The organism is Aeromonas sp. QDB31 (genome assembly GCF_027707605.1).
Lineage (GTDB): Bacteria > Pseudomonadota > Gammaproteobacteria > Enterobacterales > Aeromonadaceae > Aeromonas > Aeromonas media.
The window spans coordinates 1-22,715 of sequence record NZ_JAPCIX010000021.1 but is presented as its reverse complement, the minus strand read 5'-3'; the positions used below and the strand labels follow the sequence as shown (position 1 = coordinate 22,715).

Below are 22,715 nucleotides of genomic sequence, written 5' to 3'. Positions count from 1 at the left end.
AAACTGGCTAAAATTAACCCCTAATAGGTATAGGGGTGGGCATGACTCATTTTTTCTGTCGCTGGCTGACGCACGCACTGGGGGGGCCCCGCAAACCGGACATGGTTTGCCACGAGGCACGCCCGCCCTGGGCCATCGAAGAGTCGCAATTCCTCTCTCTCTGCCGCCGCTGCGGCGAGTGTTTCAAGGCCTGCCCCAACGGCCTGCTCAAGCCTGCCGACCAGCCCGAATATGCAGGCACCCCCATCGCCGGCACCCCTGTGCTGGATCTCGCCTGTGGCCAGTGCAGCTACTGTGGCAGTTGCGCCAGAGCCTGCCCCACCGGTGCGCTGGATCTGAGGCTCGGCCGCCAGGTGCAGACCCGAGTGCGGATAGAGGCGAGCTGTCAGGCCCGTAAAGGCTTCTACTGCTTGCTGTGCGAGGATGCCTGCCCCCAGCAAGCGATCAAGGCCAGCAGCGAAGGGGTGAGCGTCAACATGGCTGCCTGCGACGGTTGCGGTGCCTGCGGCCTCGCCTGTCTGCACGGCGCCATCACCCTGATCCCCCAGCTCTGACGGCTCCGGCATCCCGACGCCCCCACATCCGTCCCAGCATGCATGCCAGACAGCAAAAAGGCCCCTCGGGGCCCTTTCACCGTCATGACCCTCAGGCCATGGTCAGGATATTATCCTGCTCTATCCCCAGCAGGTGGCACAGCCGGGTCGGATCCCGCACCGCATCCGCCAGGGTGTATTCCCCCAGCACCTCGAGGAAGGCGTTCATGGCGCGGCGCAAGATGCCCTGAATACGGCAGCCGCCGGAGAGGCGGCAGTTCTCGCGCTTGCAGTCCACCGGGCAGAGCACGTGCTCCATGTCCATCACCACATCGCGCAGGTTGATGGAGACGGCGGAGCGGCCGAGACGGATGCCGCCATGCTTGCCACGTACCGTTTCGATGTACCCCTTGATGCCGAGCTGATGCACTATCTTGACCACGTGGTTGCGGGAGATGGCGAAGGTATCGGCCACTTCCGTGATGGTCGACAGGCGATCACCGGGCTGGATCGCCAGAAACGTCAGGGTACGCAGGGCATAGTCGGTAAATCGTGTGAGTTGCATGGTCGCACTTGCCTCTTACTACAAGCCAGAAATCAGGACGACAGCCAGTGGCCAGAGAGGTGAGACTGCACGTGCGCCCGCACAGGTGTCGCGTCTTCAGCCGGGTCGTGGAGTGACAAGGTTAAGAGCAGCTCTAGCGGGTGTCGACGAAGATGTACATAAATCGACACTTTCTTTGATTGATCGCAAACTTGCCGGCTCGGGGCGGGGTTTTGGCCATTTCCGGCGGCTAAACTCCATCGGCAGGCACAGGGCTACAGTCCGGCGAACGGGACGGTTTGCGGCTGTCAGTGGGGATGTTTCAGCCAGTTTTTCAGGGCCTGGGAGGGGATGGAACTCTCGGAGGCAACCGCGAAGGCGCCCCAGTCCACCGCGCACTGCAGGGCATCCCTCATCGCCATGCCGCGGGCCAGACCGTGGATAAGGCCACCGGCGAAGGCATCCCCCGCCCCCGTGGTGTCGACCACGGACACAGGCCGCGCCGCCACCCGCACCTGCTCCTCGCCGTGGATGGCAACGGCCCCCGCCTTGCCCTCGGTCAGCACCAGCCATTCGAGCTGATCCCCTGCGAGTTGGCGGGCATGTTGCCAGGGGTCGCCCACCTCGGCGAGATCGGCACGGGAGGCCACCAGCACGTGGCAGGGGCGGCGAGCCTGCCCGCCCTTGGGATACTGGGCCACCACGAAACTCTTGCCCAGCATCTGGCGCATATAACCTATGATGGCGGTGCCGGGGTAGTTCACATAGAGGCAGTCCACCCCCTCCAGCGGCAGATCGCCAGGCAGATCCGGGCGACGTGGCCGTCTCAGAATGGTGCGCTCCCCGGTGGAATCCACCAGCACAAGCAGCTCCCCCGTCTCGCCGCCGAAGCGCTCCACGTGGGAGCAGTCCAGCCCATGGCCCGCCGCCTGCTCCAGCAGCCAATCGCCGGTTTCGTCCAGCCCGATGCGGGAAGCAATGATGACCTCGTGCCCCGCCCATACCAGCCCTATGCCGGTGTTGGCGGCGCCGCCGCCGAGCCTGCGCCCCTGATCCACGTATTGCAGGCGCGCCCCGGCCACCAGGGGTTCGGCCAGGGAGAGCACATGATCACAGTTGAGATTGGCAAGCAGCAGGATGCGGGACATGGGGACCTCGGCAGGGCGGGCAGGATCCGGCACCCAGCGGCACCGGATCTGTCACGGAAGACGACTCAGTAGACGGGCAGCTCCACCCCGACCAGCAGTTCGTCGATACGCGCCTGGGTCGGCTGCTGCATCACGTTCTGGATCATCTCCTTGGTGAGATGGGGGGAGAAGGAGCTGATGAAGTCATACATGTAGTTCTGCAAGAGGATGCTCTTGCTGAAGCAGAGCTGGGCCGGGCAGGGTTCGAACAGGTGCTCCAGATTGATGGCCACCAGGCCGGGGGCATCGGTGTCGTTGGCCACCAGCGACGAGATGATGCCGATGCCAAAGCCCAGCTCCACGTAGCGCTTGATGACCCCCGCATCCATCACCGTCATGTAGTAGTTGGGGCTGAGGCCGGCCGCCTGGAACACCCTGTCCTGCACCTGACGCCCGGTGGCGCCACTCTCGTAGCTGAGGATGGGGTACTGGCAGAGCTGCTCCAGGGTCGGTTTCTTCACCTTGGCCAGGGGGTGGTCCTGGGGCACCACCAGCGACAGGGTCCAGAGGTAGGCGGGCAGCGCGATCAGCTCCTTGTCGAAGCCTATCTCGTGGGCCACGATGGAAAAATCCGAGTAACCCTTGCTTATCTGCTCCTTGGTAGCCGACATCACGGGGTGCAGGTGGAACGAGATCTTGGGGTACTTCTTGGTGAAATAAGTGACGCTTTTCGGCAGCAGGTAGCGGGCTATGGTGTGGGTGGTGTGGATGTTGAGGGTGCCCACCGTCGGATCCAGATACTCCCGGGAGATGGCCTTGATCTTGCTCTCTATGTTGAGCATGGCCTCGGCGCACTTGATGATCTCCTCCCCCACAGGGGTGATCCTGTGCAGGTGCTTGCCGCGACGCTCGAAGATGCGCACCCCCAGCTCGCTCTCCAGCAAGCCGATCTGTTTGCTCACCCCAGGCTGGCTGGTATAGAGCGCATCGGAAGCGACGGAGACGTTGAGATTGTGGTCCCGCACCGCGATCAGATACTTCAACTGCTGTAGTTTCAAGGTTGCACCCTCACAGGCTGGCGCGGCTGTCGTCAGATGGACAAGGCCGCCACAAATGGCGGCCAGTGTACCATCCGAACTCGGCATATCACCGCTTGATCCTTCATTTTGCTACAAAATCTAGCATCTGCAGGGTGGATATGACAAACGGACGCTCAGCGCACGGCAGGCCCGACCGGCAGCATGCCGAGGAACTGCAGCAGCCACTGCATCATGGTGGCCGAGTCCACTTCCCCCTCCAGGGAGGAGAGGCTGCTCTGGTAGTGCTCGTCGGGCAACCGATCCCGCCGCCGCTCGATCAGCGCCCGGTTGTACTCCACCGAAAACTCCGGATGACCCTGGATGGCGACTATGTGATCCCCCTGCAGAAACATGAAGTTCGGGCAGAAGTCGTTGCCCGCCAGCAGGGTCGCCCCCGGGGGCAGCTGCTCCACCTGATCCTGGTGACTGGCCAGGATCCGTATGGTCTCGAGCCCCGGCTGCATCCAGGGTTTCGCCGCCTGCATGGGGTGAACCGAGACCCCCAGCCCCCAACCCTTGGTGGACTTCACCACCTCTCCCCCCAGCGCCTGGGCGATCACCTGATGGCCGAAGCAGATGCCGGCCAGCTTGACGTTGGCATCGTGGGCCCGCCGGATCCAGTCGCGCAGCGCCAGGATCCAGGGGATGTCGCTGTAGGCATCGTGGCGCGAGCCTGTGATGAGCCAGGCATCGCACTCGTTCAAGTCGCTCGGCAGCTCGCCGTCGAGCGCCGACCAGACCCTGTATTCCAACGCCGGGGCCAGGGCCCGGAATCCCTTGATAAACATCTCGGAGTAAACGGGGCCAAAACTCCCAACCAAGTCGGGGTCCAGCCGGTCACAATCGAGAATTCCCAGTCTCATTTGTTACTCCTTCACAGGGATAGCGGGACACGCCGGCGGACTCCTTCCGCCGGGCCATGCCAGGGCTAGCTGCTGCATGTTGATCATTTCATGGTCGGCATGGAGAACTCAGCGCCGGCCCGCAGGCTCTGGGGCCAGCGCGCTGTCACCGTCTTCATCCGGGTATAGAAGCGTACCCCGTCCGGCCCGTGCATGTTGAGCGGCCCGAAGATGGACCGCTTCCAGCCACCGAAGCTGTGAAACGCCATGGGCACAGGGATGGGTACGTTCACCCCTACCATACCGACCTGAACCCTCGTGGTGAAGTCCCTTGCGGTATCCCCGTCGCAGGTAAAGATGGCGGTGCCGTTGCCGTACTCGTGTTCGTTGATGAGGCGCAGGGCCGTCTCGTAGTCCGGTGCCCGCACTATGGCCAGCACGGGGCCGAAGATCTCCTCCCGGTAGATGCGCATCTCGGGGCCGACCCGGTCGAACAGACTGCCGCCGATAAAGTAGCCCTCACCGTGACTGACACCGCGACCATCGACCACCAGTTCAGCCCCCTCTGCCACCCCCTGATCCACGTAGCCGCGCACCTTGGCCAGGTGTTCGCGGCTGATGAGCGGCCCCATCTCGTTCTCCGGGCTCTGACCCAGACCGGGCCCGACCCGCAGGGCCGCCACCAGAGGCGAGAGTTTAGCGACCAGCGCATCGGCGGTGGCATCGCCGACCACCAGAGCCACCGAGATCGCCATGCAGCGCTCGCCGGCCGCACCGTAGGCCGCCCCCATCAGGGCGGAAACCGCCTGATCGAGATCCGCATCCGGCATCACCAGCATGTGGTTCTTGGCACCGCCCAGGGCCTGCACCCGCTTGCCGTGGGCCGAGGCGGTGGCATAGATGTACTGGGCTATGGGGGTGGAGCCGACGAAAGACACCGCCTGTACCCGTGGGTCGGTCAGCAGCACATCCACCACCTCCTTGTCGCCATTGACCACATTGAGCACCCCGTCCGGCAGGCCCGCCTGCTTGAGCAGCTCGGCCATGCGCAGGGCCAGGGAGGGATCCTTCTCGGAGGGCTTGAGGATGAAGCTGTTGCCGCAGGCCAGCGCCACCGGGAACATCCAGAGCGGCACCATGGCCGGGAAGTTGAACGGCGTGATGCCGGCGCAGACCCCCACCGGCTGCATCATGGAGTGGCTGTCCACCCCGCGGCCCACGTTGAGGGAGTGCTCTCCCTTGAGCAGATGAGGAATGCCGCAGGCAAACTCCACCACCTCCAGTCCCCGGGTCAGCTCCCCCTGGGCGTCGGAGAACACCTTGCCGTGCTCGCGGCTGATGAGGCGGGCCAGCTCGTCCCTGTGCTGCTCCATCAGCTCCTTGAAGCGGAACATCACCCGCGCCCGCACCAGCGGCGGGGTCTGGGACCAGTCGGCGAAGGCGCGCTCGGCACTGGCGATGGCATCGAGGCACTCGGCAGCGGTGGAGAGGGCCACAGTGCCCTGCTGCTGGCCGGTGGCCGGATCGAAGATGGCGCCGAAACGCTCGCTGCGGCTCTCTATGGTTTCACCGTCGATGAAGTTGTCGATCCTGTAACTCATAAATCCTCCGTGATGGGTCATTCGCGTCATTCCTGCGCGCGGCCGTGGGCATCAGGCACAGGAAGAGGGCGCCCGACGGGCGCCATGCAATTGGGTGAAACGTTATTCCTGGGTCTGCAACACGTCCTGCAGCAGAGTGAAGAGGTCGTCAATCTGGCTGCGCTCGATGATGAGGGGGGGTGACAGGGCGATGATGTCGCCGGTCACCCGGATAAGTGCCCCCTTCTCGAAGCAGCGTACGAACACCTCGTAGGCCCGCTTGCCCGGCGCGTCTGGCAGGGATTCGAGCTCTATGCCCGCCACCAGACCGTAGTTGCGCACATCTTTGACATGCTTGCAGCCCCTGAGGGAATGGGCCGCCTCCTCCCAGTAGCCCGCCAGATCGGCGGCGCGGGTCAGCAGATTCTCGTTGCGGTAGATCTCGAGCGTCGCCAGACCCGCGGCGGCGGCCACAGGGTGACCGGAATAGGTGTAGCCGTGGAACAGCTCGATGGCCCCCTTGCCTGCGGCCATCATGTCGTCATAGATGTGGTTCTGGACCAGCACAGCACCCATGGGAATGGCGCCGTTGGTGAGCCCCTTGGCGCAGGTGATAATGTCGGGGATGACGTCGAACTCCTGGGCGGCAAAGGCGGATCCCAGGCGACCGAAGCCGGTGATCACCTCGTCGAAGATCAGCAGGATGCCGTGTTTGGTGCAGATCTCCCTCAGCCGCTTGAGGTAGCCCTTGGGGGGCATGATGACGCCGGTGCTGCCAGCGATAGGCTCGACGATGACGGCCGCTATGTTGCTGGCGTCATGGAGGAAGACGATCTTCTCCAGCTCGTCGGCCAGGGTGAGATCTTCCTCGGGCAAGCCCCTGGTGAAGGCATTTTTCCCTATGTTGAGGGTGTGGGGCAGGTGATCCACCCCCCCAAGCAGGGAGCCGAACCACTTGCGGTTGCCGGGGATGCCACCCACAGAGATGCCGCCGAAGCCGACCCCGTGGTAACCGCGCTCGCGGCCGATCAGCCGGGTGCGGGTGCCCTGACCGCGGGCCCGCTGCCAGGCCAGCGCTATCTTGAGCGCCGTGTCGACGGATTCGGAGCCGGAGTTGGTATAGAAGACGTGGCCGAAACCCTTGGGGGCTATCTCCACCAGCTGGTTGGCCAGCTCGAACGGCAGAGGGTGTCCCATCTGGAATGTGGGGGCGAAATCGAGGTGGGAGATCTGCTGGGAGACCGCCTCGGCAATCTCGCGCCGACCATGGCCCGCGTTGCAACACCAGAGCCCGGCAGTACCATCCAGTATCTTGCGGCCATCCTCTGAGTGATAATACATCCCCTCTGCCGACTTCAGAATGCGCGGCGCCGCCTTGAACTGCTGGTTGGCGGTGAAGGGCATCCAGAAGGCGGACATGTCGGGGGTATTGATGTCGCTAATCGGTTTCATGGTCACCTCATCCTTAAGGCGTTTAGTAACACTTGGCTGATGCCTATTAAATTAAACACCTGAGTTCCTAAAAAGGGGCGGTTTATCGCCCCTGCTTGGTGTCACCCCCTCGGGGTGGTATAAGATATTTAACACAATTTTAATAATAGTAAACAGTCAAGGAGTGTCTATCGATGGATATCGGTCACCGCCTCAAGGCGGTTCGCACCAAGGCGGCCCTCTCCCAGCGCGAGCTGGCCAAGCGCTCCGGTGTGACCAACGGTTTTATCTCCCAGATCGAGAAAAATCAGGTGAGCCCCTCGGTCGCGTCGCTGCGCAAGGTGCTGGAAGGCATCCCCATGTCGCTCGCCAGCTTCTTCACCGATGAGACGGAGATGGATTCCGAGGTGATCTTCCGCGCGGATGACATGCCGGATCTCGGCACCCACCCCATCAGCTATAAATTGGTGGGCCACAGCCGGGCCAACCGCGCCATCGGCATGATGCAGGAGGTGCTGCCCCCGGGGGCCGACACCGGCGACGACATGCTGAGCCACGAGGGGGAAGAGTGCGGCATCGTCATCAGGGGACAGGTGGAGGTCACCGTCGGCGAGCAGGTACACCTGCTGGCCCCAGGGGATGGCTACTACTTCGACAGCCGCACCCCGCACCGCTTCCGCAACGTGGGGGAGCAGGAGTGCGTGCTGATCTCTGCCAACACGCCGGCCAGCTTCTGATCCCCATGGGTAGCCAGGGCCGCTCGCCCCTCCACGAGACAGCCCTGCAGCCTGGATGAGGTCAGCCACAGATCGGGGTCTGGACTCGGGCACGGAGCGGCAAGTGTTTAATGAATTGTTACAAGATGGATTTACAAGCGGCAGGATGTTTAGCATATTGATACGCGAAGACATTTTTTGCCGGTTCAAGGAGTGAACATGAGTGACCTGACCCTGGCCCAGTGGCAACACAAGGCCGCCCATCTGACCCTGCCCTCGCAAGCCTTTATCGACGGCAGCTACCGGGATGCCGTCAACGGCGCCACCTTCGATTGCATCAACCCGGCCAACGGCCAGTTGCTGACCAAGGTGGCCTCCTGCGACGCCGCCGACGCCGAGCTGGCGGTGCAGGCCGCCCGCGCCGCCTTCGATGACAAGCGCTGGAGCGGGCTCTCCCCGAAACAGCGCAAGCTGATCATGCAGCGCTTCGCCGAACTGATGCGCCTCAACCAGGTGGAGCTGGCCCTGCTGGAGTCCCTGGACATGGGCAAGCCCATCGGCGATGCCATGGGCTATGACGCCCCGGCCGCCGCCAACTGCATCGCCTGGAACGCCGAAGCCATCGACAAGATCTACGCTCAGGTCGCCCCGGTGGAAGAGTCCGCCCTGGCCCTGGTGACCCGGGAGGCGCTCGGGGTTGTGGCGGCCATAGTGCCCTGGAACTTCCCGCTGGTGATGGCCTGCTGGAAGCTGGGCCCGGCGCTCGCTACCGGCAACTCCGTCATCCTCAAGCCGTCTGAAAAATCCCCCCTCACCGCCCTGCGCATCGCCGGCCTTGCGAAAGAGGCGGGCATCCCGGACGGCGTCTTCAACGTGCTGCCGGGCTTTGGCCACACAGTGGGCGAGGCGCTGGCCATGCACATGGACGTGGACGTGGACTGCATCACCTTCACCGGCTCCACCAGGATCGGCAAGCATCTGGTGCAGTGCTCCGGCAAGTCGAACCTCAAGCGCGCCTTTATGGAGTGCGGTGGCAAGAGCCCCAACATAGTGCTGGCGGACGCGCCGGATCTGGACGCCGCCGCCAGGAGTGCCGTGGGCGCCATCTTCTACAACCAGGGCGAGGTGTGCACCGCCGCCTCCCGCCTGCTGGTGCAAAACAGCATCAAGCCGCAGTTCATGGAGCGCCTGCTGGCCCATGCCCGCGAGTGGATAGCCGCCAACCCGCTGGATCCCGCCACCCGCATCGGCGCCATGGTGGACGGCATCCAGATGGAGCAGGTGCTGAACTACATCTCCATCGGCCAGCAGGAGGGTGCCAAGCTGCTGCTGGGGGGCAAGCGCACCCACACAGAGAGCGGCGGCTTCTATATCGAGCCCACCATCTTCGACGACGTAACCCCGCAGATGCGCATCTTCCGGGAGGAGATCTTCGGCCCGGTGCTGGCGGTGACCGGCTTCGACACCCTCGAAGAGGCCATCGCCCTGGGCAACGACACCGACTACGGCCTGGCGGCGGCGATCTGGACGGCGGATCTCAACAAGGCGGTCAAGGGCTCCCGCGCCCTGCGCGCCGGCACCGTCTTCGTCAACAACTGGGATGGGGGCGACATGACGATGCCGTTCGGCGGCTTCAAGCAGTCCGGTAACGGTCGCGACAAGTCACTGCACGCCCTGGAGAAATATACCGAGCTGAAAAGTACCTGGATCCAGCTCGATTAACGTCGTATATGACTAGATCAGGCAATAAAGGGGGAGAAATCCCCCTTTTTCATTTTTACCCTTTCCTCAACAGCTTCAATCGATATAATCATCAAATAGACAAGCCCTTAAATATAAAGATAAAAATGCTGTTTTTTCTGGGAAGTGTACTGTTTCTGGTGGTGGGCCTGCCGCTGCTCTTCTTCATGCTGGGCGAGGGTGAGGCCTATGTGACCTGGGGTCCCTGGATCTCCGCCATCGCACTCATGCTGTGGCTGCTCATGGATGTAGAGAAGATCCGTCGCGGCGGTCGGCGCTGAGTCGATTCCATGCTGTAAAAATCTCGCCAAACGGCATTTATTAACTTCTTTCCCCCCAAAAGGATCGCTACACTGACTTTTTGCGATGTTTTCCAACATCCAACTCTCCAGTGAAGGTTATCCGCATGCAGCAACAGATCCAGCGCCAGGGCATCATCTATGCCCTGTGCGCCTATACCCTTTGGGGCTTGGCGCCCATCTACTTCAAGACAATTTCCGCCGTCCCGGCCGCCGAGATCCTGACCCACCGCATGATCTGGTCCTGCGCCCTGCTGATGGTGCTGACCCTGATCGGCCGCCAGTGGCACAAGGTGCAGGCGGTGTTGCGCCAACCCAGGGTGCTGCTCACCCTGGCCTTCACCTCGGTCACCGTCGGCGGCAACTGGCTGCTATTCATCTGGGCCATCAACAACGGTCACATGCTGGATGCCAGCCTCGGCTACTACATCAACCCGCTGTTCAACGTGCTGCTCGGCATGGTGTTTCTGAGCGAGAAGCTGCGTCGCCTGCAGTGGTGGGCGGTGGGACTGGCGGTGATAGGGGTTGCCGTCCAGCTCATCGCCTTCGGCTCCCTGCCCTGGATAGCCCTGGTGCTGGCCTCGAGCTTCGCCATCTATGGCCTGATCCGCAAGAAGCTGGCCCTGGATGCCCTCACCGGCCTGCTGATCGAGACCATGATCATGTTGCCGCCGGCCGCCATCTACCTCTGGGGATTCGCCGACAGCCCCACCAGCCACCTCACGCAAAACGACTGGCACCTGAACCTGCTGCTGATCGCCGCCGGGGTCGTGACCACGGCGCCCCTGCTCTGCTTCACCGCCGCCGCCACCCGGCTCAAGCTCTCCACCCTGGGCTTCTTCCAGTACATAGGCCCCAGCCTGATGTTCATCCTGGCGGTCACCCTCTACGGGGAGGCGCTGGCGCTGGACAAGATGATCACCTTCGGCTGCATCTGGAGCGCTCTGGTGCTGTTCAGCCTGGACGGGTTGCGCAGCGGCAAGCGGCGTCAGGGGGCCGGTTGAGCAGCCGAATGCCCGGCCACTGCAATAATCTACAAGCCAGGAGTCGGCTTTCGGGTTATCAATAGGCCATGAGCGCCTCTCCATCCCGCATCCATTACTGGCAATCCCGGCTGCTGCCGGGGGTTGAACTCTCCCACTCCCATCACAGGGAGTTCAGCTATGGCCGCCACGTGCACCTGGACTACCACATAGGTCTGGTGCAGCAGGGCGGCCAGAAGTTCATCCACAAGGGCAGCAGCCACAACCTGGTGCGCGGCCAGCTCTCTACCGTCAACCCTGACGAGATGCACGACGGCCTCAGCCTGCTGCCGGAAGGGTACGAGGTGCGAGTGTTCGCCATCGCCCCTGAGCAGCTGGCCCGCTGGCTGCCGGACAGCCCGGAGCCCTTCTTCGACCAGGGCTTGCAGCGTCGACCCGACCTCTATCAGGGCTTCGCCCGGCTGCACATGTATCTGGATCAACCCGAGCCCGATGCCCTGCTGGCGGAGAGCCAACTCTTGGCCCTGCTCGGCGAGCTGCTGCACCTGGCGCCGGAGCGCCATGCCCTGGCGGATCCCCAGATAAGGTTCCTGCGCGACCATCTGCTGGGCCAGCTGGACGGGCACCACAGCCTGGAGGATCTGGCCGCCCTGTTCGGGCTGGATCGCTTCGCCTTCCTCCGTCAGTTCAAGAAGAAGACCGGCATGACCCCCTACGCCTGGCTCAAGCGGCTGCGTCTCGAGCGCGGCAAGCTCCTGCTCGCCCGTGGCCTGCCGGTGAGCGAGGTGGCGCTGGCGGTCGGTTTCTTCGATCAGAGCCACTTCCACCACGGCTTCCGCCAGGCCTTCGGGCTCACCCCGGCGGACTACCGTCAGCAGATGCTCCCCGGCTGACCGATCCCGCTGCAATCTTTTACAAGCCAGCCCCTGCCCCCATCCCCCATGCTGCTGCCTCATCTTTGTAGCGAGGTATGCCATGTTCACCAGCCTGTTTCTGACCATAGGTCTCATCCACCTGATCGCCCTGGCGAGCCCGGGCCCGGATTTCGCGCTGATCCTGCGCACCAGCCTGCACAGGCCCACGGCGCTCGGGGCCGCGCTTGGCATCGCCATCGCCATCCTGCTGCACGCCACCCTCAGCCTCACCGGCATCAGCCTGCTGATCGCGAGCCAACCCTTGCTGTTCCTGGCGGTGAAGGTGGTGGGTGCCCTCTATCTAGGCTGGCTCGGCTGGGGGGCTATCAAGGCGGCGCGCCGCGACTCCGCCACCCAGGCACTGCGGGCTGGCGGTGAGTTGCAGGGCTGGAACCGGGGGTTGAGAGCCGGGATCGCCACCAACCTGCTCAACCCCAAGGCGCTGCTGTTCTTCATGGGGTTGCTGGCGGCCATGGTGACGCCCCAGGTGGATGGCCTGACCCGGGGCCTGCTGATCCTGGAGCTTTTCCTGCTCTCCCTGGCCTGGTTCGGGTTGCTGGCCTGGAGCCTCTCCACCGCCCGGGCCCAGCACCTGCTAAGCCGGGTGCAACGGCCCCTGAACCTGGTCACTGGGCTGCTGTTCGGCGCCGTCAGCCTCTCCATCCTGGTGGAGCTGGCCGGGGAGGCGAGCGCATACATCTGAGCAATGCAAGCCACACCCATCCCCGAGCGGGCCCAGCAGCGGCTCGGCCGAGTACAACGGCCTGCTGTTCGGTGCCGTCAGCCTCTCCATCCTGGCCGAGTTTGCCGTCGAGGCGAGCGCCTATATCTGAGGCCCTGACCGCGAGATTGCCCTGAGCGGGCTGGCGTCGGACTCATTGTGGGATTAGGATGCACGCCTTCACCACAATAACGTTATGGACGTATCGGCATGACTCGACAATGGTCGCTCCCCATCGTGGCACTCGCGGGGGGAGCGTTACTCTGGCTCGGCAACACCTTTGGTATGAAATGGGCTCTGATGGCCCTGATCGGATTCGGCTTCGGCTTCACCCTCTCCTTCAGTCGCTTCGGCATCGTGTTCGGTTGGCGCGAAATGCTGACCAAGCGCAACAGCTACTACGTGCGGGTTCACCTGCTCACCATCGCCATCGAAATTCTGCTGTTCACCAGCTTCCTCTCCTTTAGCCACGCCCTGTTTGGTGATGCCATGGTGGGCAACGTGATGGCCATCGGCGTGCCCTTCATCGTCGGCGCCTTCCTGTTCGGCATCGGCATGCAGCTGGCGGGCGTCTGTGCCACCGGCACCCTTTACTGCTGCGGCGAGGGGCAACCCCGCTTCTGGCTGGTGTTGCTCTGCTACGGCATCGGCACCCTGATCAGCAATCAGTTCCGGCCCGAACTGGATGCCACCTTCTCCAGCCAGGTGGTGCTCGCCAAAGATCTGACCGGCAATATCTGGAGCGGCATGCTGCTCAATCTGGCACTGGTCGCCTTGCTGTTCTGGCTGTTTCGCAGCAGTGAGTTGAAGCGCACCGGCGAGATCAAGCCGATCTTCGGCGGCGGCAACCTGTTCTGGCGCGACGGCCGCTTCACCGTGTTGACCGGCGGCATCATTATCGCGGTGCTCAACTCCAGCGTCGTCGCCCTGCACGGCTCGGCCTGGACCATCACCGGCGCCGTCTATGACATGGCACTGCGCGGTGCCTCCCTGTTCGGCCTGTTTGAGGGCAACCCCAAGCTGGCCCAGCCGCTGTTCATCAACCCCATGGTCGGCATGTTCTGGCTGGGGATCCTGGGGGCGGCGCTGGCCCGTTGCCTGAGCGGCGGTGGCAATCACACCCCGATCCGCATAGGCAACAGCCTGGCGGCCATCATAGGCGGTCTGTTGATGGGGATGGGGGCCATGTACAGCGCCTGCAACCTGGGCGGCTTCTTCGACGGCACGGCGTCGGGCAGCCTGCACGGCTGGGTCTGGATGCTGATGGCCCTGGCGGGCAGCATCATAGGCATACGTCTGCGGCCACTGTTCAAACTCTGATGCAGTAACGGGATGGCGCGGTAGACGCCATCCCGTCAATCTCCCTCCCCTGCATCCCGCCAATTACGGCGCCAGACGCTGGACACGCCGCCCTGGTCACTCCCCCCGTTGCTTCACCTTGCGCAGGTAGAGATATCCCTCCCCCGGGCTGCCCCAGCGCTGGCGGGCGCCGTTGTCATAGGCCCTGTCCAGCAGCCTGACGCTGTTGGGGCCTATCCAGAGGTACTGCACCAGGGTAGTGGCGCCGCCAAAGTCGGTGGCACAGCTGCCGACCTTGCTGTGCCCCGCGTACTCCCCGCTGGCCTGACGGGTCAGCCAGATCTCGCAGCCCTGGCGCAGGGAGAGTTGCTGCGGGGTGAGGGAGTCGAGCAGTTCGGGTTGACGCCAGGCGCCGGCAAAGTCGGTGGCCCTCGGCATGGTCAGCTCGGCCATCAGGATGCGGCCATCGGGCAGCGGGGAGAAACGGTAGATGCGCTGACGGAACGGGCGCACCGCCCGCTCGCTCAGGAACTGCTCGGCATAGACCCAGCGAAAGGGACCTTCCCCGGGCCAGATCTCCACCAGCCGCAGCTCGGCGCTGGTGAAACGCGGGTCGTAACCGGCCTGCTCCTGGCTGGAGAACTCACCGGTAAACCAGGAGAGCAGCGGCTCCATCTTCCCCTGCACCGGTGACGGACTGGCCACGAAGGGAACGGGGTTGGCCCACACCAGGCAGGCGTAAAACAACCCCAGCAGGGCCACCATCAGCTTTGTCATCGAATCCTTCCGAGTCGCTTGCATGGCGGCGATTATATGAGCGAACGGCGACAATAACCTCAACCTTGATCAACTCCTTGCCAATACGCTGAAAAATCACTGTGTTAGCGAAGAAGTGCGACGCAGGACCGCGATCATGGCCACGGCAAGGCCAGAGCCCGAAACGTCCCCCTCCCCCTGTCACCTTACGCCGTTTGTCCCCGCTGAGAACGCTACGCTGTGCCAGACTTGACGGTGGCTGACTGGCGCATCGGGTCTCCTTGATCTTGCCCTGGGCCGCTTCCATGCTCATGTTTCAACGTGCATCCAGAGAACCTCCTATGAACTCACCCCGTTTTTCCCCCATAGATCCCATCTCCCGCTACTCGGAGATCCTGTTCGGCCTGCTGATGGTGCTCACCTTCACCGGTTGCTTCAATGCGTTCGAGGCGGGACGCGCCGAGGTCAGGGATCTGCTGATCGCCGGCATCGGCTGCAACATCGCCTGGGGCATTATCGATGCCATCGTCTACCTCATCACCACCCTGACCGAGCGGGGCCGAGCCCTGCGGTTGTTGCAACAGTTGCACCTGCTGACACCCGGTGATGAGAGGGGCATAACGGCACTGCGAGACGCCCTGCCCGGCCCGCTGGCGGCGATCTGCCGCGACCCTGAGCTCAGGGACTGGCAGGTGCGTCTGCAGCAACACCCCGAACTGGGCCAGGGGGGCATCTGGCGCTGGAATGACCTGCTCAACAGCCTGGGGGTCTTCTTCATGGTGTTCCTCTCCACCTTCCCCGTGCTGCTGCCCTTCTTCTTCATGCAGGACCCCGTTCCGGCCCTGCGCCTCTCACACACCATCGCCCTGCTGATGCTGATGGGAATTGGCTACGGGCTGGCCCGCTATGCCGGTTCACCACGCCCTTGGCTTATCGGCGTGATCTTCACAGTCGCGGGCGTCGCCATCGTACTGCTCACCATCGCCTTGGGCGGTTGAGGAGAAGCGCGGCGGGAGGCTTGTCCCTTGTTCCCGGCCAACTTCGGCATGGGCGACTATTCTTGCTGCGGACCAACCGAGGAGGAACCCCTCATGACGACAAGAATTGTGACCCTGCACCGCGTACTCAAGGCCCCGCCGATGCGGGTATACAGAGCCTTTATCGAGGCGGACGCCCTGGCCAAGTGGCTGCCGCCCCATGGCTTCACCTGCCGGGTAGAGCAGCTGGAGGCCCGCGTCGGCGGCACCTTCAGGATGGCGTTCTTCAATTTCGGCAACGGCCACAGCCATGCCTTCGGCGGCGAGTATCTCGAGCTGGAACCGGGCAAGCGTATCCGCTATACGGATCGCTTCGACGACCCCAATCTGCCGGGGGAGATGCACGTCACCATCACCCTCACCCAGGTGCTGTGCGGCACCGATCTCGCCATCGAACAGGCAGGGATCCCGGCAGCCATCCCGGTCGAGATGTGCTACCTCGGCTGGCAGGAGTCCCTGACCCAGCTCGCCGCCCTGGTCGAACCCGAGATCCCGAACGAATAACCCGGCACCATCCCGGGGATGCCGGGCCCGCAAAAAAGCAAAGAGCCTGCCGGATGGCAGGCTCTTTTCATGTGCAATGCCCAGCACTCATTGCAGGTTCAGGCCACCCAGGTAATCCCGCTTGCCGAGATCGACGCCAGCCTGGCGCAGCAGGGCATAGGTCATGGTCAGGTGGAAGTAGAAGTTCGGAATGCCGTATTCATGGACACAGGTGTGGCCGTCCATCCCCTTGCCACCGGCCCAGTAGGGGTAGTAGTGGCCGCTCGCATACTGGCTGAAATCGGCGTCCAGCTTGCTCTGCAGATAGACGATGGTCTTGGCCACGTGGGCGCGCAGATCCGCCATGGTTTTGGGATCATCCCCCAGCACCGGCGGCTCGCTCAGGCTGGCGGTGGCGACCACGGCGCGCGCGCTGTCACAGCAGATCAGCACCTGCTTGGCCAGCGGCAGCATGTCGACGATGAGGCGCTCATTGAAGAAGTTGTCCACATTGAACTTCTTCGCCTCGGCGTGGGCCTCGGCCTTGGCCAGACACTGGTCCAGGTTTGTCAGCATCTTGATGAACTGGGCGGCGATATCACGATTCATAATGCACTCTCGGTTGGTTGAAGGCGGTAAAACGAGCGGCTCCACTATAGCGCATCCCCCTCGCAGTTCGAGCCCGGAGAGATGGAAAGCGGGGGCACCCTCCCCACCCTGCGACAGGCAGTGGCGGCCTCGGCGAGGCACCCGTTGCCAGCGCACCTGGGCTGCCCGCCACCCTGAGTCCCTCTTTCCCCTTTTTTTGATCTGTGACAGGCATCTCGTTTTTCGATGGGCGTAGTCTGGAGCCCGTTGCCCCGGCACGGGCCGGGGCGCCAATCCCACAAGGAGAATGCCATGAAGATCTACGATCGAAACCGCAATGTGCTGACCCTGGGCCAACGGGTGATGATTGCCGCCACCGGCGCGGTCGACACCCTGAAGGAGGCGCACACCGACAACCTGACCCCCTATGAGGCGGAGCATGAGAAGTGCGTGCTGCTGGCGAACAGCCAGGGGCGTTACGCCCCCATCGAGTTGATTAGACTAGGCTGATCCCGCTTTCCGTCACCCTACTCTTTACAATTCACCCGGCCGCCGCGCCCTGTCGGTGGCCGGGTTTCTGACTCCCATCTGTTTCTTCGAGATGTGCTCGCGCCATCTCCCCGTTATCTGGCGTCGATGGCTTATCCAACAGAGTGGAGGCCCCAGCTTCCCCGCACCCCAGGATGTCGCCCGCCACCGGCCGGCACGAGTCACTTGCATAATGGAAGTAAGGACCGTATGGTTACTTCCATTATGCAAGTAACCTGATGGCACAACATGCGCAAGAAGAGTCTGAGTGAACAGCAATGCCCCATCGCCCGCAGCCTGGATCACGTCGGCGAATGGTGGAGTCTGCTGATTATCCGCGATGCCATGCATGGCCTGTCGCGCTTCGATGAATTTCAAAAAAGCCTTGGCATCTCCCCCAACATACTGACCCGACGCCTGACCGCCCTGGTCGAGGGGGGCCTGATGGAGAAGCGGCTCTACTCCGAGCGCCCCCCTCGCTATCAATATGCACTCACCCCCCGCGGCCAGGATCTCAGCGCCGTGCTGATCGCGCTGCTCACCTGGGGCAACAACCACCTGGCGCCCGAGGGGGCCAGCATCCAGCTGAAGGATGCCCAGACGGGCGAACTGGTCGAGCCCATGCTGGTGGACAGGCACACCGGTCAGGAAATTTCACCCTCGCGCCACAGATTGGTGCCGGGACCGGCCGCTGGCGACGGCATGAAGCAGCGTCTGTGCCATGCCAATGGCGTGATGAGCGGCGATAACCCTTCGAAACAGGAATCAGAGTCATGAACGCACATCGTATCGTGGTAACGGGAATGGGAGCGGTGACCCCGCTTGGATATGGGGTGGAAACCGTGTGGCAGCGACTGCTGGCGGGCCAGTCCGGCTTGCGCCGCCTGCCGGAGGTCTTCACCGAAGGGCTGGCCGCCAAGGTGGGCGCCATGGTGCCGACCCTGGCCGAGGATCCCCTGGCAGGGTTTGACCCCGATGCCGTGGTGTCGACCAAGGAGCAGAAGAAGATGGATCGCTTCATCCTGTTTGCCATTGCCGCGGCCAAGGAGGCCCTGTTGCAAGCCAACTGGGCCCCCGAGACGGCGGAGCAGCAGGAGCGCACCGCCACCATCATCGCCTCCGGCATCGGCGGCTTCCCCGCCATCGTCGATGCGGTGCGCACCACGGATGAGCGGGGACCGCGTCGCTTGTCGCCGTTCACCATCCCCTCGTTCCTGGTCAACATGGCGGCGGGCCATGTCTCCATCAACTTCGGCTTCAAAGGCCCGCTCGGAGCACCGGTCACGGCCTGCGCCGCCGGGGTGCAGGCCATTGGCGACGCCGCCCGCCTCATTCGCTGCGGTGAGGCCGACATCGCCATCTGTGGCGGGGCCGAGGCCACCATAGACCGCGTCAGCCTGGGCGGGTTTGCCGCGGCTCGCGCGCTGTCGTCCGCCTTTGCCGATGATCCCGAAGCGGCCTCCCGCCCCTTCGATGTCGATCGCGACGGCTTCGTGATGGGCGAAGGGGCCGGGATCCTGGTGATCGAGTCCCTGGAGCACGCCCTGGCCCGGGGTGCCAGCCCCATAGTGGAGCTGGTGGGATATGGCACCAGCGCCGATGCCTATCACCTCACCGCCGGCCCGGAGGATGGAGACGGCGCTCGCCGCGCCATGATGGCGGCCCTGGCTCAGGCCGGCATTCAGGCTGCGGATGTCCAGCACCTCAATGCCCATGCCACCTCGACCCCGGTGGGTGACAGGGGGGAGCTCGCCGCCATCAAGCGCGTATTTGGTGACAACAACCAGATAGCGGTGACCTCCACCAAGTCCGCCACCGGCCATCTACTGGGGGCCGCCGGGGGGATAGAGGCCATCTTCACCGCCCTGGCCATTCGCGATCAGAGAGTGCCTGCGACCCGCAACCTGCAGCAAGCCGACCCCCTCGCCGACGGCGTGGACATAGTGCGGGGCGCGGCCCGTGACATGGGGATCGAGCACGCCATCTCCAATGGCTTTGGTTTTGGCGGCGTGAATGCCAGCGTGCTGTTCAAGCGCTGGCGGGGGGCCTGATCTCGCCGGCGACTGGGCTGCTTGCCGTTGACTAACCTGTCGGCGAACACCTCGCCGACACTCTTATTCATCTTGGGACACCCACCTTTTTGAGCTCGACCGCCAACCACTGCGACACGCACAACAAGATGGGTGTCCCAGATTTCCTGCTCAAAAAGATGGGAGACCCGAACTTCCGCCTCCCAGATCTCCTGCCATAAAAAGACCCAAACTGAAGGGCTCAGTCTGGGTCAGATTGCGAGTCAGTTGACTAGCAGAGGGTCATCATTTGCTGCTGATATCGTCCAGGATCAGCAGCTCAGGATCCACGCCACCCGCACTGTCAGACAGGGCCGCGGCTGTCAGCACCTGACCATTGACCAGGGTGACCGGCAGGGGACCGATGACAGGTGTCTTGTCACCCGAGGCCGTGACGGTGACATAGTAATCCCCGGCAGCAAGGGCAAGATAACCACTGTCAGCCTTGAAGGGTACGGCGCTGAGCGCCGGTGACGCACCGCTGATGTCCGACCCCGCAGTCAGGTAGACGTCCACCGCCGGTGCCGTGGGGGCGGCATGGAGCACACGCAGTTGTGCCTCTGTCGCCACCACACGACCGCTGTCGTTCAGCAGCAAGGGCTCTATGGTTTCACCGGATGGGTCCAGCAACTGACCCACGGCAAACAGGGAGTAGCGGGCACCCGCCTTGAGCGGCACGTCGCTGGCATTGATGACTTCCGGGGTAGTGGCTCCGGTTGGCGTGACCACAAAGTCATAATCGGCGGCGGCCAGGCTCAGGTAGGAGGTGTTCGCCTTGAAGGCCAGTCCTTGCAGCGGGGCCGCTGTCGGCGCAACGCCATTCACCCAGATATCGACGGCAGGGGCATCAGCGACGGCATGGACCACCCTCAGCTGAGCCTGCTCATCGGTAGACAAGATGGGGGTGGCGCCCTCATCACCGATGGCGAGCAGTTGTACCGGGCTTGGCCCCGCCCCCAGGTTGTCGATCGCCGCCATCAGCAAGTCGGTACCCGCGTTGAGCGTCAGCGGACCAGAGTCATAAACCACATCCACTGTCCCCGGCAAGGTCAGCCTGATCTGGTATTCGCCTGCTGGCAGGGTGAGGGGATCGCTGTAGGTCTTGAACGGAATATTGGCCAGCGTCGGGCTGGTCAGGGCGGCCCCCGGCGCAGTGACATGGATGTCGACGGCCGGTGCACCGGGTGCGGCATGCACCACCTGCACACGAATATCGCCTCCCGTTGGTGCCTGGTTCGGCCGCTCAATCACCAGCGGGCCGAAGGCGGTATCCCCGCTCCCCGCCAGTTTGCCCACTGCCAACACGTCGTACTGAGTGTCGGGTTTCAGGTCGAGGGATACCGGGCCTATGACGGTCGAGGTGCCGCTCGGCAAAATACCATCGACTGCAACTTCGTGACTGCCAGCCGTAACCGGCTTGAGCCCGCTACTGGCGCCATAATCGACGGCCGTCAGTAAAGGAGCGCCGTCGACATTGACATTCACCTTGGGGGCATCAGGGGCTAAGTGGCTGATCCTGATGGCGGCATTGGGCGGACTACTGTCATTTTCACTGCCTCCGCATGCGGCCAGACCCAATACCATAGCTAGTGCGGCACAACGTTGAATCCATTTCATCTGGTCATTCTCCATTGGTTGGTCCCCACGGGCATATGCAGCTCGCTAATGACTGGATCATCACCCTTTGATTTTTATTTGATCAGGCGGTGGCGCGGCATGGACGGCAGACACCCCCTTCCAGCCCCCGCCACGCCGGCAGAGAGCGCCTCGCTCACATAGCGGGAGTTCCTGCCCCCTCTCCCCTTACCATTCATTACTGCCAGTGAATTTTCATATCAACCGAGTGCCATTTTAGTGAACACCCCACCGCCCTAGACTGCTTCTCGAACCTTAACGAGGAGTCTGATATGAAATCCCCCCAAGTCGCTTTGCTGGCCGGCGCCATCGCCTCGGCTCTCTCTTTCAACACCTTCGCCGGTGATTTGGTCTCGGTGCAGTTCAGCAACTCTTTTTCTTGGGACACCCACCTTTTTGACAGCGCTTTACCTCTGTTCTTGACTGAAAGGGAAATCGCAGGAGGTTGCCATGACCATTGCCCGTTCCCGTCAAATCAGTCTGCAAGATACGCCCTACTACCACGTGGTCAGTCGCTGCGTGCGACGGGCCTTCTTGTGCGGCGAAGATGCCCATTCCGGCCAGAGTTACGAGCACAGGCGCCAATGGGTGGTCGACAAGCTGGGGCAGTTGTCACGGCTGTTTGCCATCGGTGTCTGTGCCTACGCGGTGATGAACAATCACTATCATCTGGTGCTCAAGGTTGAACGAGATATCGCCATCCGCTGGAGTGAGCAGGAAGTGGCCGAGCGTTGGGCCGCACTGTTTCAGTGGCCCCTGCTGGTGCGACGCTGGTACCAAGGAGAATCCCTGATTGAACCGGAGCTGATGGTCGTACAACAGCTAATCGCCCAATGGCGTGAGCGACTGCATTCCATCAGCTGGTTTATTCGGTTGCTCAATGAAAACTTGGCCCGCCAGGCCAATCAGGAGGATGGTTGCAAGGGCCATTTCTGGGAAGGGCGCTTCAAGAGCCAGGCCTTGCTCACCGAGTCAGCCCTGCTGGCCTGCATGGCCTACGTCGACCTCAATCCGATACGGGCAGCGATTGCCGACAGACCCGAAGAGAGCGACTACACCAGCATCAAGCAGCGCCTCGTGGACCAACAACCCGCAGCATCGTTGCCACCTCTGTTGCTGCCGTTTTCCAGCCAAGGCAAGCCAGATGACCTGCCCTATGCCTTTCTCGACTATCTGGCGCTGGTCGACTGGACAGGACGAGCCATCAGAACCGACAAGCGCGGTCATATTCCGGTTCACCTTGCGCCCATACTGGTGCGACTGGGGTTGGATGAAGCTCGCTGGCTGAAACAGGTGACACTGTTTCGGCGGCAGGGCATCAGAGTGGTGGGTGACAGAGAACATTGCCGGCTGTTCGCACAGCACTGCGGCCAGCGGCGATGTCACCAGCTGCCTGTTTGAATCGCTAGTTCCCGCGTCACATCACACCCCGGCGTGTCACCCGATGCCGGGCATGACGTTGCCTGAACAAGAGGCTTTTTAGGCCAGAACAGCCACCTTGTTGCTCCCGCTCCAACCCTCGAGCCAACTATCCGTCATCGCATCACCAATCTGGATACGGCTTACTCAAAAAGGTGGGTGTCCCAGGTTTCTTGGAGTAAATCCGTAAAAATATTTTTCCGTCGCGATCGTCCGATTACGCTTCGCTAATCGAACCTACAGCCCTATGGCAAAATTGCTGCATATCACATCCCAAGATCAAAAGGCTTCAGACAAGGCCTATGCTGCTGTAGACTAAGGAAGGTGCGAATAAGCGGGGAAATTCTTCTCGGCTGACTCAGTCATTTCATTTCTTCATGTTTGAGCCGATT

The 22,715-nt window shown here is 62.7% G+C and carries 23 protein-coding genes; 14 read left to right on the top strand and 9 right to left on the bottom strand.

Going from position 1 to position 22,715, the window contains the following annotated elements; all coding sequences use genetic code 11:
- Positions 1–41 precede the first annotated feature (41 nt).
- Positions 42–554, top strand: a complete 513-nt coding sequence (locus PG898_RS17265) for a ferredoxin-type protein NapF (RefSeq protein ID WP_043132220.1) — start codon at positions 42–44, stop codon at positions 552–554.
- Positions 555–645: 91 nt separating this feature from the next.
- Here the strand turns inward: PG898_RS17265 and PG898_RS17260 are convergent, their stop codons facing one another.
- The 6 genes from PG898_RS17260 to PG898_RS17235 form a co-directional block, all read right to left on the bottom strand.
- The gene (locus tag PG898_RS17260; RefSeq protein WP_005326180.1) at positions 646–1,098 is read right to left on the bottom strand and encodes an Rrf2 family transcriptional regulator; all 453 of its coding nucleotides are present in this window, start codon (positions 1,096–1,098) and stop codon (positions 646–648) included.
- 287 nt (positions 1,099–1,385) lie between these two features.
- On the bottom strand, positions 1,386–2,225 hold the full coding sequence (locus PG898_RS17255) for a PfkB family carbohydrate kinase (RefSeq protein WP_263684895.1): 840 nt from the start codon (positions 2,223–2,225) through the stop codon (positions 1,386–1,388).
- Positions 2,226–2,290: 65 nt separating this feature from the next.
- Positions 2,291–3,262 (bottom strand): LysR substrate-binding domain-containing protein, encoded by a 972-nt coding sequence (locus PG898_RS17250; RefSeq protein WP_005326177.1) that lies wholly within the window; start codon positions 3,260–3,262, stop codon positions 2,291–2,293.
- Between the two features lie 155 nt (positions 3,263–3,417).
- On the bottom strand, positions 3,418–4,146 hold the full coding sequence (locus PG898_RS17245; RefSeq protein WP_270824659.1) for a glutamine amidotransferase-related protein: 729 nt from the start codon (positions 4,144–4,146) through the stop codon (positions 3,418–3,420).
- A gap of 83 nt (positions 4,147–4,229) precedes the next feature.
- The gene (locus PG898_RS17240) at positions 4,230–5,726 is read right to left on the bottom strand and encodes a CoA-acylating methylmalonate-semialdehyde dehydrogenase (RefSeq protein ID WP_042650123.1); all 1,497 of its coding nucleotides are present in this window, start codon (positions 5,724–5,726) and stop codon (positions 4,230–4,232) included.
- Between the two features lie 102 nt (positions 5,727–5,828).
- A complete protein-coding gene (locus tag PG898_RS17235) occupies positions 5,829–7,157 on the bottom strand; it encodes an aspartate aminotransferase family protein (RefSeq protein ID WP_270824658.1) in 1,329 nt (442 codons plus the stop codon).
- Between the two features lie 173 nt (positions 7,158–7,330).
- Between PG898_RS17235 and PG898_RS17230 the strand changes: the two genes are divergently transcribed.
- The 7 genes from PG898_RS17230 to PG898_RS17200 all read left to right on the top strand — a co-directional run bounded on the left by PG898_RS17230 (position 7,331) and on the right by PG898_RS17200 (position 13,829).
- Positions 7,331–7,873 carry a cupin domain-containing protein gene (locus PG898_RS17230; RefSeq protein WP_042650125.1) on the top strand — a complete coding sequence of 181 codons (543 nt, stop codon included), beginning with the start codon at positions 7,331–7,333 and terminating at the stop codon, positions 7,871–7,873.
- Between the two features lie 198 nt (positions 7,874–8,071).
- Positions 8,072–9,574, top strand: coding sequence for an aldehyde dehydrogenase (locus PG898_RS17225; protein WP_270824657.1), 1,503 nt, complete (start codon positions 8,072–8,074; stop codon positions 9,572–9,574).
- A gap of 125 nt (positions 9,575–9,699) precedes the next feature.
- Entirely contained in the window at positions 9,700–9,873 is a 174-nt protein-coding gene (locus PG898_RS17220) for a hypothetical protein (RefSeq protein WP_163138165.1), read from the top strand.
- Positions 9,874–9,998: 125 nt separating this feature from the next.
- Entirely contained in the window at positions 9,999–10,895 is an 897-nt protein-coding gene (gene rarD, locus PG898_RS17215) for an EamA family transporter RarD (protein WP_182786896.1), read from the top strand.
- Positions 10,896–10,963: 68 nt separating this feature from the next.
- Complete coding sequence (locus PG898_RS17210) at positions 10,964–11,767, top strand: AraC family transcriptional regulator (protein ID WP_270824656.1); 804 nt, start codon at positions 10,964–10,966, stop codon at positions 11,765–11,767.
- 82 nt (positions 11,768–11,849) lie between these two features.
- Positions 11,850–12,491, top strand: a complete 642-nt coding sequence (locus PG898_RS17205) for a LysE family translocator (RefSeq protein WP_270824654.1) — start codon at positions 11,850–11,852, stop codon at positions 12,489–12,491.
- A 228-nt stretch (positions 12,492–12,719) separates the two neighbouring features.
- Entirely contained in the window at positions 12,720–13,829 is a 1,110-nt protein-coding gene (locus PG898_RS17200; protein ID WP_270824653.1) for a YeeE/YedE thiosulfate transporter family protein, read from the top strand.
- A 96-nt stretch (positions 13,830–13,925) separates the two neighbouring features.
- On the opposite strand, the gene PG898_RS17195 is transcribed toward PG898_RS17200, so the two are convergent.
- Complete coding sequence (locus PG898_RS17195; RefSeq protein WP_202619474.1) at positions 13,926–14,585, bottom strand: chromophore lyase CpcT/CpeT; 660 nt, start codon at positions 14,583–14,585, stop codon at positions 13,926–13,928.
- A gap of 320 nt (positions 14,586–14,905) precedes the next feature.
- On the opposite strand from PG898_RS17195, the gene PG898_RS17190 reads away from it, so the two are divergent.
- Positions 14,906–15,562 carry a hypothetical protein gene (locus PG898_RS17190; protein ID WP_270824652.1) on the top strand — a complete coding sequence of 219 codons (657 nt, stop codon included), beginning with the start codon at positions 14,906–14,908 and terminating at the stop codon, positions 15,560–15,562.
- 93 nt (positions 15,563–15,655) lie between these two features.
- Positions 15,656–16,105, top strand: coding sequence for an SRPBCC family protein (locus PG898_RS17185; RefSeq protein ID WP_270824651.1), 450 nt, complete (start codon positions 15,656–15,658; stop codon positions 16,103–16,105).
- An 87-nt stretch (positions 16,106–16,192) separates the two neighbouring features.
- Here the strand turns inward: PG898_RS17185 and PG898_RS17180 are convergent, their stop codons facing one another.
- Complete coding sequence (locus PG898_RS17180; protein ID WP_043132239.1) at positions 16,193–16,693, bottom strand: DUF1993 domain-containing protein; 501 nt, start codon at positions 16,691–16,693, stop codon at positions 16,193–16,195.
- A gap of 291 nt (positions 16,694–16,984) precedes the next feature.
- On the opposite strand from PG898_RS17180, the gene ydfZ reads away from it, so the two are divergent.
- From ydfZ to fabF, 3 genes are all read left to right on the top strand, one after another.
- Entirely contained in the window at positions 16,985–17,182 is a 198-nt protein-coding gene (gene ydfZ, locus PG898_RS17175; protein ID WP_161506752.1) for a putative selenium delivery protein YdfZ, read from the top strand.
- A 267-nt stretch (positions 17,183–17,449) separates the two neighbouring features.
- Positions 17,450–17,977, top strand: a complete 528-nt coding sequence (locus PG898_RS17170) for a winged helix-turn-helix transcriptional regulator (protein WP_161506751.1) — start codon at positions 17,450–17,452, stop codon at positions 17,975–17,977.
- Positions 17,974–19,251, top strand: a complete 1,278-nt coding sequence (fabF, locus tag PG898_RS17165; protein WP_270824650.1) for a beta-ketoacyl-ACP synthase II — start codon at positions 17,974–17,976, stop codon at positions 19,249–19,251. The genes PG898_RS17170 and fabF overlap by 4 nt, the downstream gene beginning before the upstream one ends.
- 264 nt (positions 19,252–19,515) lie before the next feature.
- On the opposite strand, the gene PG898_RS17160 is transcribed toward fabF, so the two are convergent.
- Positions 19,516–20,853: a DUF4397 domain-containing protein gene (locus PG898_RS17160; protein WP_270824685.1), complete on the bottom strand. Its 1,338-nt coding sequence runs from the start codon at positions 20,851–20,853 to the stop codon at positions 19,516–19,518.
- Positions 20,854–21,354: 501 nt separating this feature from the next.
- On the opposite strand from PG898_RS17160, the gene PG898_RS17155 reads away from it, so the two are divergent.
- Complete coding sequence (locus PG898_RS17155) at positions 21,355–22,305, top strand: transposase (protein ID WP_270824649.1); 951 nt, start codon at positions 21,355–21,357, stop codon at positions 22,303–22,305.
- The last annotated feature ends 410 nt before the right edge of the window (positions 22,306–22,715 follow it).